The organism is Microbacterium sp. CPCC 204701, assembly GCF_004010105.1.
In the GTDB taxonomy this organism is placed as follows: domain Bacteria; phylum Actinomycetota; class Actinomycetes; order Actinomycetales; family Microbacteriaceae; genus Microbacterium.
Window position 1 is genome coordinate 1 of record NZ_RRYE01000107.1, and the last position, 8,428, is coordinate 8,428.

Genomic DNA, 8,428 nt, shown 5'->3' on the forward strand with positions numbered 1-8,428 from the left:
GACGCGGTCGAGGTCGCCGGAACGATCGTCGCCGTCGCGACCGACGACGCGAAGGCGCTCACCGCCGAGCGCGACGAGACCGAGCGCGCGGGTCTGCTGCGCACGCTCGGCATCGCCGAGGGCGCCGCCGTCCCGCCCGCGGTGCGATCGCAGCTCTCGGCGCTCGAGGACGAGCAGAAGCGGCGCGCGACGCGCAGCCTGCGCGACGGCATCGACCGCGTGCTCACCGACCTCGAGTCGATGTTCCGCGACGTCCTCATGCTGCAGTTCGGGCGCGACGCGGTGCTCATCAACCGCGAGCTCCAGCCCGAACTGCGCGCGCTCGCGGCGGCGTGGACGCCCGAGCGCACGCTCACGGCGGTGGACCGCATCGGCGCCACGCGCGAGAACCTCGAACTCAACGCCGCGCCTCTCCTCGCTCTCGAGAGCATGCTCATCACCGTCGCCAGCGGAAGGATTCCGTGAACGCTCCCCGCCCCCGCAGGTTCCGCCGTGTCGGCGCGCTCGCCGCGGCGCTCGCCGCGGCATCCCTCGTCCTGAGCGGCTGCCTCTATGCCGCCATCCCCGAGGCGGCGCCCCGCCCCACCTCGACCAAACCGGCCGACAGCGCCGGCGTCCCCGCCGAGCTCCTGCCGTACTACGGGCAGGAACTCGAGTGGACCGACTGCGCGGGCTTCGACTGCACGATGGTGACCGCCCCCCTCGACTGGGGCGACCCCGGCGCCGGCGACATCGAGCTCTCGGTGATCCGCAGCCGCGCTGAGGGGAGCGCCGAGCCGATCGGGTCGCTGCTGACCAACCCCGGCGGGCCGGGTGCGAGCGGAGTCGACCTCATCCGCGACTCGCTGTCGTTCGCTGTGGGCGACGCGGTGCGCGAGCGGTTCGACGTCATCGGGTTCGACCCGCGCGGCGTGGGAGAGTCGGCGTCGGTGCGCTGCTTTGACGCGGCCGACATGGACGCGTATCTGTTCGATCTCCCCGAGAACGAGCGGGGGACGGATGCCTGGGCCGACGACGTGCTGGAGCGTCACGCCGCGTTCGCCCAGGCGTGCGACGACAGCAGCGACGGCATCCTGCCGCATATCACGACCGAGAACGCGGCGCGCGACATGGACCTGTTGCGCGCCGTGCTCGGCGACCGCGAGCTGAACTACCTCGGCTACTCGTACGGCACCTTCCTGGGCGCGACGTACGCGAAGCTGTTCCCGGAGCGCGTCGGGCGCCTCGTCCTCGACGGGGCGATCGATCCGGCGGTGTCGGCCCTCGACGTGGGCACGACCCAGGGGGTCGGCTTCGAGTCGGCGCTGAGGGCGTACATGGCGTCGTGCCTCGAAGACGACGAGTGCCCGTTCCGGGGGAGCGTCGACGACGCGATGGCCGACCTCGGCACGCTGCTGGCCACCGTCGACCGCGACCCGGTCCCCAACTCCGACGGACGAATGCTCGGCGCCGACTCGCTCATGACAGCGATCATCGCGGCCCTGTACTCGCAGGACAGCTGGACCTACCTCACGGACGCGCTGGCCGGCGTGCTGCAAGGCGACGCCGAGACCGCGTTCTTGCTCGCCGACTTCTACTACAACCGCCAGGACGGCCGGTACCTCGACAACTCCACCGAGGCCTTCCGTGCGTACAACTGCATGGACTACCCGCTGGACTCGACCCCCGAAGACATCGCTGCGGCCGAGGCGCTGCTCGAGGCCGAGGCGCCCACGGTGGCGCCGTACTGGGCCGGTCCCGACCCGTGCGAGGTTTGGCCGTACCCGGCGACGGGCGTGCGCGAGCCCATTTCGGCAGAGGGGGCGGCGCCGATCGTCGTCGTAGGCACCACCAACGACCCGGCAACCCCGTACGAGTGGTCCGTGTCGCTGGCCGATCAGCTGTCGTCCGGCGTGCTCGTCACCCGTGTCGGAGAGGGCCACACCGGGTACAACAAGGGCAACCGCTGCGTCGACGAGGCCGTCGAGACCTACCTGCTCGAGGGTACGGCTCCCCAGGACGGCCTGCGCTGCGAATGAGCCCGAAAGGCGGGCCGGATGCCGAGCGGTCGTGGTTCGCGAGCACTCCCAAGACCCTGTAAGATCGTTGATCGTGCATCGCGCAAGCGAGGCGCGCCACCTTAGCTCAGTCGGCAGAGCGATTCACTCGTAATGAATAGGTCAAGGGTTCGATTCCCTTAGGTGGCTCAGAACCGGATGCGGCCGCTGCGGCGGCCGTTTTCCGTATCTCAGGGACGGTGACGCCATGCACGAGACGATCGACGCCGTCGTCGAGATCTTCTCGTGGGTCGGTCTCGGTGCCGGTGCGCTCCTTGCCGCCGCCGCGCTCGTCATGCGCCTGCTCGACGGCACGTGGCTCCCCGCGCGCGCCGTCGTCGAGACGGAGCCGCACGGCCGCGTGGTGCGGTGGTTCGACGACGACGGCGGCGTGAACGAGGCGGTTCTCACGCACGAGCAGGAGCACGCCATCGGCGACAAGCAGATGGCCGACATCTTCTACCGCCGCGGGAGGCGCAATCGGATGCGGCTGACCCGGAGATCCCCCGGCGTCCGCGCCGTCGCGCTCCTCGCAGTCGGACTGCTCGCGCTCGGGGTGCTCGCCATGATCCTGTCGCTCATCCTCATCTTCGTGCGAGGCTGACCCCGCCCGCGTCACGCGACCGCGAGCATGCCGCCGGCCACGAGCGCGAGCACGAGGCCGATCCACTGCACCGCGGCCACCCGCTCGCGCAGCACCAGCGCCGCGAGCAGGATCGTGCCCGCGGGGTAGAGGGCGGTCAGCGCCGACACGATCGACAGGTCGCCCGCGCGCAGCGCGACCAGCAGGAGGGCGTTGGCCGCGGCATCCGCGATTCCGCACGCGATGGCGAGCCACCACGCCCGCGGCGCGGTGACTCGCAGGAGCGTGGATGCGGGCGCGGCTGCGTGCTCGAGATCGGCGTGGCCCGTCGGCGTCGCACCGAGCAGCGGGCCCGAAACCTCGAGCACGGATGCAGCGGTGCGACCGCGGCGCATCCCCGCGACGACGAGCACCCCCACCACGGCGGCCGTCACCACGACGCTGGTCCCGCGGCTGACGACCAGCGGCACGAGCCCGCTCCCGTCATCCGTCTGGTCCACGACGATGAGGAACGCGCCGATCGCGAGGCCGGCGCCGACCGCCATGAGCAGCCCGCGTGCGCTCGGCCGAACGATCTTCGCGCCCGGGATGAAGCCCACGAGCACGACAGCGACGAGTGCGATCCCCAGCCCGGCATAGCCGATGGGCGCGAGAGCCTCACCGTTGACGAGAAGCCCCCACAGCATCGGCGCGATCGCCGAGACCACGGCGGTGAGGGGCGACAGGATGCTCATCGGGCCGATCGCGAGGCACGCGTACAGGAGCGCCACGGCCACGACGCCGACCAGGCCGGCGAGAATGCCCCAGACGATGTCGGCGCTCGTCCACGCGCCGCCGACGAGCGGCTGAGCGATCGCCAGCGCCACGAGCCCCGAGGCCGCGGCGACCGCCGTCACCACGATCGATCGGATCCGCCTCGCCGCGAGGCCTCCGAGGAAGTCTGCAGAGCCGTACACCAGGGCGCCGACGAGGGCGAGAGCAGCGGAGAGCATCGCGAGCCAGCATAGGACCAGTGCGAGGCACCGAGCCCACTGGTTAGGCTGGGCCATCGCCATTCTGCGCTCACGTACGGAGCCGTCCCGCTGGCTGCGGATCGGCATCCCGGTCGTGCTCGTGCTGGTGTGGCTCACCGCGGGCTCGATCGGCGGGCCCTACTTCGGCAAGGTCGACGACGTCTCGACGAACGATCGGTCGACCTTTCTGCCCGAGAGCGCTGACGCGACGCGGGTGAACGAGCGACTCCCCGACTTCCTGGGCGACGAGTCCATTCCCGCTCTCGTCGTCGTCACGGCAGACGGTGAGCTTTCGGGGGACGAACTCGCAGACGTGCAGACGCTCGCCGACGACATCGCGGGGATCGATGGCGTTCAGGATGGCGTCTCGCCCCCGATACCGGCGGAGGACGGTGAGGCGGCGCAGATCTTCGTGCCGCTCGACTCGTCGGGCGAGGTCGGCGAGATCGTCGATGAGATCCGCGCTTTCGTCGCGGACCTGCCGCCAGGACTCCAGGGCTGGGTCACCGGACCCGCCGGGTTCACGGCCGACCTCGTCGAGGGCTTCCTCGGCATCGACGGACTGCTGCTCGCGGTCGCGCTCATCGCGGTGTTCCTTATCCTCGTGATCGTGTACCGCTCTCCGCTGCTGCCGGTCCTGGTGCTGACGACATCGGTGTTCGCGCTGTGCGCGGCCCTGCTCACGGTGTGGTGGCTCGCGTATGCCGGGATCGTCGTGCTCAACGGCCAGGTGCAGGGGATCCTCTTCATCCTCGTGATCGGGGCGGCGACCGATTACGCGCTGCTGTATGTCGCCCGGTTCCGCGAGGCGATCGCGGCAGGCGAGCGACGATGGGATGCCACGTCCGCGGCGTGGCGCGGCTCGTTCGAGCCCATTCTGGCCGCCGGCGGAACGGTCATCGCGGGGCTGCTGTGCCTGCTCTTGTCGGACCTCGCCACGAACCGCGCGCTCGGGCCCATCGCGTCGATCGGCATCGCGTTCTCGATGCTCTCGGCGCTGACCTTCCTTCCGGCGCTCCTTGCCCTGTTCGGGCGCGCGGCCTTCTGGCCGTTCATCCCGAAGGAGCCGCTCCAGACGGTGCCCGACGACCTCACTCGACCGGTCACGGGGCTGTGGCCGCGCCAGGCGCGCTTCGTCGCACGGCACGCGCGCGTCGTGTGGATCGTGTGCACGGTCGTGCTGCTCGCGGGCGCCGCCGGGATCACCCAGCTCAGGGCGGACGGCGTGCCCACGAGCGAGCTCGTGCTCGGCGCATCCGAGGCTCGCGACGGCCAGGAAGTGCTCGCCGAGCACTTCGCCGCCGGATCCGGCTCGCCGGTGTACGTCATCGTCCCCGAGACCGACCTCGCGGCGGCCGTCGAGGTGCTCGAGGGCGCCGACGGCGTCGAGTCGGTCGCGGTGGCGTCCGCGGACACGCCGACTGGTCAGGCCGCGGTCGAGGTCGAGGACGGCGAACCGGTGCTCGCGGCGGTCGGCCCGCCGGGTACCCCGGTCCCCGCTCCGACGGTCGCGGACGGCGACCTGCTCGTGATCGGAACGCTGACGGATGCCGCCGACTCGCCTGCGGCGGAAGACACGGTTCGCGGACTCCGCGCGGCGCTGGACGAGGAGCTCGGAGCGGGCACCGCGGTCGTCGGCGGCGAGACCGCCACCGACACCGATACCAACGACACGTCCACGCGCGATCGCACTCTGATCCTCCCGGTGATCCTCGCGGTGATCCTCGTGGTCCTGATGCTGCTGCTGCGCTCGATCCTCGCACCGGTGCTGCTCATCGTCACCGTGATCCTCTCGTTCGGCACGGCGCTCGGAGTCAGTGCGCTGGTCTTCAACGGCGTCTTCGGCTTTCCGGGGGCCGATCCTGCGGTGCCGCTGTACGGCTTCGTGTTCCTGGTCGCTCTGGGCGTCGACTACAACATCTTCCTGATGTCGCGGGTGCGCGAGGAGTCCCTCGTCCACGGCACGCGCTCCGGCATCCTTCGCGGTCTCGTCGCCACCGGCGGCGTCATCACCTCGGCGGGGCTCGTGCTTGCGGCGACGTTCGCGGCGCTCGGCGTGATCCCGATCCTGTTCCTCGCGCAGATCGCCTTCATCGTCGCGTTCGGGGTGCTGCTCGACACCTTCGTGGTGCGATCGCTCCTCGTGCCCGCTCTGTCGTACGACATCGGCCGGGCCATCTGGTGGCCGTCGAAGCTGTGGCACGACGACGGACACCCGCTGACCGGCGAGAACGATCGGCGTACCCTCGAGACATGAGCAAGGCACTGTTCATCGTGGATGTCCAGAACGACTTCACCGAACTCGGAGCACTCGGTGTCGAGGGTGGGGACGCGGTCGCGCAGCGCATCACGGAGTACCTCGTCACGCATGCCGAGGAGTACTCGATCATCGTGGCCTCTCGCGACTGGCACGACGCCGACGGTGACAACGGCGGCCACTTCGCCGACGAGCCGGACTACGTCGACACGTGGCCGCCGCACTGCGTCAGTGGCACCGACGGCGCCGAGTACGACCCCGGCCTCGACACGTCGCGCGTCACCCACCACGTCAAGAAGGGCCAAGGGAAGCCTGCGTACTCCCTGTTCGAGGGGGCGAGCGACGACGGCGTCACGGTCGCGCAGCTTCTCGACGAGAACGGGGTCGTCGACGTCGACGTGACCGGCATCGCGACCGACCACTGCGTGCGCGCGTCAGCCCTCGATGCGATCGAGCACGGCCGCCACGTCCGGGTGCTCACCGACCTCATCGCGGGCGTGGCGCCCGAGTCGAGCGACGCGGCGCTCGCCGAGCTCGCCCACGCCGGCGCGGAGCTGGCCGAATCAGGCACTGCGCCGAGTGGGTGACGCGAGCGCAGAGAGCGTCCGCGCGGCGCTCGAAGCGGAGGCATCCGGCGACGAACGCGCCAAAACCCAGCGGCGCATGACCGACGATCGCACGCAGGTCGTCGGTGTGCGCATGGGCACGGTCTTCGACATCGCGAAGGCGAACCACCGGATGCCCCTCCCCGAGGTGGAGCGGCTGCTCGAGTCGGACGTGTACGAGCAGCGGATGGTCGCGGTGTCGATCCTCGACTTCAAGGCGCGCGCCCGCGGAGCCGACCGTCAGGCGATGTATGACCTGTGGATGCGCCACCTCGACCGCATCGACACGTGGGACTACATCGACCGTGCGGCGCCGCGCGTGCTCGGCTGGTACCTGCTCGACAAGCCCCGCGACGTGCTTTTCGGGCTGGCTCGCTCCGACGACCGGTGGCACCGGCGCATGGCCATCACGGCGGCGTTCTGGATCATCCGTTCCGGAGATCTCGACGATCCGTCGGCGCTGTGCGAGATCCTCGCCGCCGATCCCGAGCACCTCGTGCAGACGAACGTCGGCGTCGCCCTGCGCGAGATCGGCCGTGTCGACGCCGCGCGACTGCAGGAGTTCCTCGCGCGGCGCGGCGAAGATCTCAGCGCGCACGCGCGCCGCGCCGCGCGCACGGCGCTCGCATGACGCTAGCCTCGGATCCGTGACAGAGATCCGTGCCCTGGCCGCCGCCGATCACGACGCGTGGCTGTCGCTGTGGCGCGGCTATCTGGAGTTCTACCAGGCGACCGTCCCCGACGAGCAGACCGACCTGACATGGAATCGGCTGCTCGACCCCCAGTTCCCGGTCTGGGGAGCGATGGCGAGGGTGCCCAGCACAGCGGAAGGCCGCACGATCGGGTTCGTGCACTGGCTGACGCACCCGGCGACGTGGTCGGCGGGGACCTATTGCTACCTCGAAGACCTCTTCGTCGCTCCCGACACTCGCGGCGCGGGCGCGGGACGCGCGCTCATCGCGCACGTCGAGGACTGGGCGCGGGCGCACGGCAGCGCCAAGGTGTACTGGCTCACCCACGAGACCAACTCCACCGCTCGCGCGCTCTACGACCGGGTCGCGACCCACACCGGCTTCGTCCACTACGAGATGGGACTCGATCGATGACGACCGCACCCGTCCGCTCCGGACGCCGCACCGGCGACCTGACCGCGACCCTTCTGCTGATCGGCCTCTCGGTCGGCACCGCCGTCGTGCTGTTCTTCAACGCGCTGCTGTGGGCCCTCGGAGGCGCCGACAACTCGGGCGCGATCGCCCTCGGCGGCTACCTGCCGCTCGCGTTCACGGTGCTCGGCGCTGTGGCGGGCATCGTGGCGCTGGCTGGCCGGCGCACGGGCTTCTGGTACCCGCTCGTCGCGCTGGTCCTCAGCATCGTGGTGTGGCTCGTCGCGATCTCGCTCGTCCGCTGAGCCACGACGTCGGAACGGCCTTCTGCTGCACGCCTGCGCACGAGTGGGCCCCGTGGGGCTCGAACCCACGACCCGCGGATTAAAAGTCCGATGCTCTACCGACTGAGCTAGAGGCCCTCGACCTCCAAGCCTAACGCGCCGCCGGCGCCGAGGACGCCGCGCGGTCAGTCGTTGCCGCCGCCGTTGCCGTTGTTGCCGTTGCCGCCGCCGTTCCCGTTGCCGCCGTTGCCGTTGCTGTTGCCGGGTCCGCTGTTGTCGCCGCCGTTCCCGTTCCCGTTCCCGCCACCGTTCCCGTTCCCGTTGCCGCCGCCGTTTCCTTTTCCGTTGCCAGGACCGCCGTCGTCGCCGCCGTCGTCGTCATTCACGACGGGCGGCGGAGGCGTCTCGGTGGGCGTCTCGCTCGGCACGACGGACGGCACGACGGCCGGAGTCGTGGGCTCCGGCTCGGGTGTCGCCCCCGCCAAGGTCGTCGCCCACACCCCGGCTGCCAGTGCGATCGCGACGAGACTCGCCACCGCGATCGCCG

The 8,428-nt window shown here is 70.7% G+C and carries 9 protein-coding genes, 2 tRNA genes and 1 pseudogene; 9 read left to right on the forward strand and 3 right to left on the reverse strand.

Annotated elements, in window-relative coordinates; translation table 11 throughout:
- From EIO58_RS08505 to EIO58_RS08520, 4 genes are all read left to right on the forward strand, one after another.
- Positions 1-465: DNA polymerase III subunit delta' C-terminal domain-containing protein (locus tag EIO58_RS08505; protein WP_274543202.1), on the forward strand; the 465-nt coding region annotated here is incomplete at its 5' end.
- The gene (locus tag EIO58_RS08510) at positions 462-2,018 is read left to right on the forward strand and encodes an alpha/beta hydrolase (RefSeq protein ID WP_127819169.1); all 1,557 of its coding nucleotides are present in this window, start codon (positions 462-464) and stop codon (positions 2,016-2,018) included. The genes EIO58_RS08505 and EIO58_RS08510, both read left to right, overlap by 4 nt.
- 95 nt (positions 2,019-2,113) lie before the next feature.
- Positions 2,114-2,186: transfer RNA gene (locus EIO58_RS08515), tRNA-Thr, on the forward strand.
- Positions 2,187-2,244: 58 nt separating this feature from the next.
- Entirely contained in the window at positions 2,245-2,640 is a 396-nt protein-coding gene (locus EIO58_RS08520; RefSeq protein ID WP_127819170.1) for a hypothetical protein, read from the forward strand.
- 11 nt (positions 2,641-2,651) lie between these two features.
- Here EIO58_RS08520 and EIO58_RS08525 read toward each other — a convergent pair whose 3' ends face one another.
- A complete protein-coding gene (locus tag EIO58_RS08525; protein ID WP_127819171.1) occupies positions 2,652-3,611 on the reverse strand; it encodes an EamA family transporter in 960 nt (319 codons plus the stop codon).
- A 115-nt stretch (positions 3,612-3,726) separates the two neighbouring features.
- Between EIO58_RS08525 and EIO58_RS08530 the strand changes: the two genes are divergently transcribed.
- From EIO58_RS08530 to EIO58_RS08550, 5 genes are all read left to right on the forward strand, one after another.
- A complete protein-coding gene (locus EIO58_RS08530) occupies positions 3,727-5,889 on the forward strand; it encodes an MMPL family transporter (protein WP_240658649.1) in 2,163 nt (720 codons plus the stop codon).
- Positions 5,886-6,476, forward strand: a complete 591-nt coding sequence (locus EIO58_RS08535) for an isochorismatase family protein (RefSeq protein ID WP_127819173.1) — start codon at positions 5,886-5,888, stop codon at positions 6,474-6,476. The genes EIO58_RS08530 and EIO58_RS08535 overlap by 4 nt, the downstream gene beginning before the upstream one ends.
- Positions 6,477-6,552: 76 nt before the next feature.
- Positions 6,553-7,125: a DNA alkylation repair protein gene (locus EIO58_RS08540; protein WP_240658650.1), complete on the forward strand. Its 573-nt coding sequence runs from the start codon at positions 6,553-6,555 to the stop codon at positions 7,123-7,125.
- Between the two features lie 16 nt (positions 7,126-7,141).
- Positions 7,142-7,600, forward strand: a complete 459-nt coding sequence (locus EIO58_RS08545) for a GNAT family N-acetyltransferase (protein WP_127819175.1) — start codon at positions 7,142-7,144, stop codon at positions 7,598-7,600.
- Positions 7,597-7,902 carry a hypothetical protein gene (locus EIO58_RS08550; protein ID WP_127819176.1) on the forward strand — a complete coding sequence of 102 codons (306 nt, stop codon included), beginning with the start codon at positions 7,597-7,599 and terminating at the stop codon, positions 7,900-7,902. Before EIO58_RS08545 ends, EIO58_RS08550 begins: the two co-directional genes overlap by 4 nt.
- A 44-nt stretch (positions 7,903-7,946) precedes the next feature.
- Here the strand turns inward: EIO58_RS08550 and EIO58_RS08555 are convergent.
- A tRNA-Lys gene (locus EIO58_RS08555) sits at positions 7,947-8,019 on the reverse strand.
- Positions 8,020-8,066: 47 nt separating this feature from the next.
- Positions 8,067-8,428: pseudogene (locus EIO58_RS19145) on the reverse strand (hypothetical protein); the annotation flags it as partial.

What these genes read in the sequence shown, in the direction of transcription:
- EIO58_RS08520 (WP_127819170.1), top strand. Translation starts at nt 2,245, where the DNA reads ATGCACGAGACGATCGACGCCGTCGTCGAGATCTTCTCGTGGGTCGGT.
- EIO58_RS08525 (WP_127819171.1), bottom strand. Translation starts at nt 3,611, where the DNA reads ATGCTCTCCGCTGCTCTCGCCCTCGTCGGCGCCCTGGTGTACGGCTCT.
- EIO58_RS08535 (WP_127819173.1), top strand. Translation starts at nt 5,886, where the DNA reads ATGAGCAAGGCACTGTTCATCGTGGATGTCCAGAACGACTTCACCGAA.
- EIO58_RS08540 (WP_240658650.1), top strand. Translation starts at nt 6,553, where the DNA reads ATGACCGACGATCGCACGCAGGTCGTCGGTGTGCGCATGGGCACGGTC.
- EIO58_RS08550 (WP_127819176.1), top strand. Translation starts at nt 7,597, where the DNA reads ATGACGACCGCACCCGTCCGCTCCGGACGCCGCACCGGCGACCTGACC.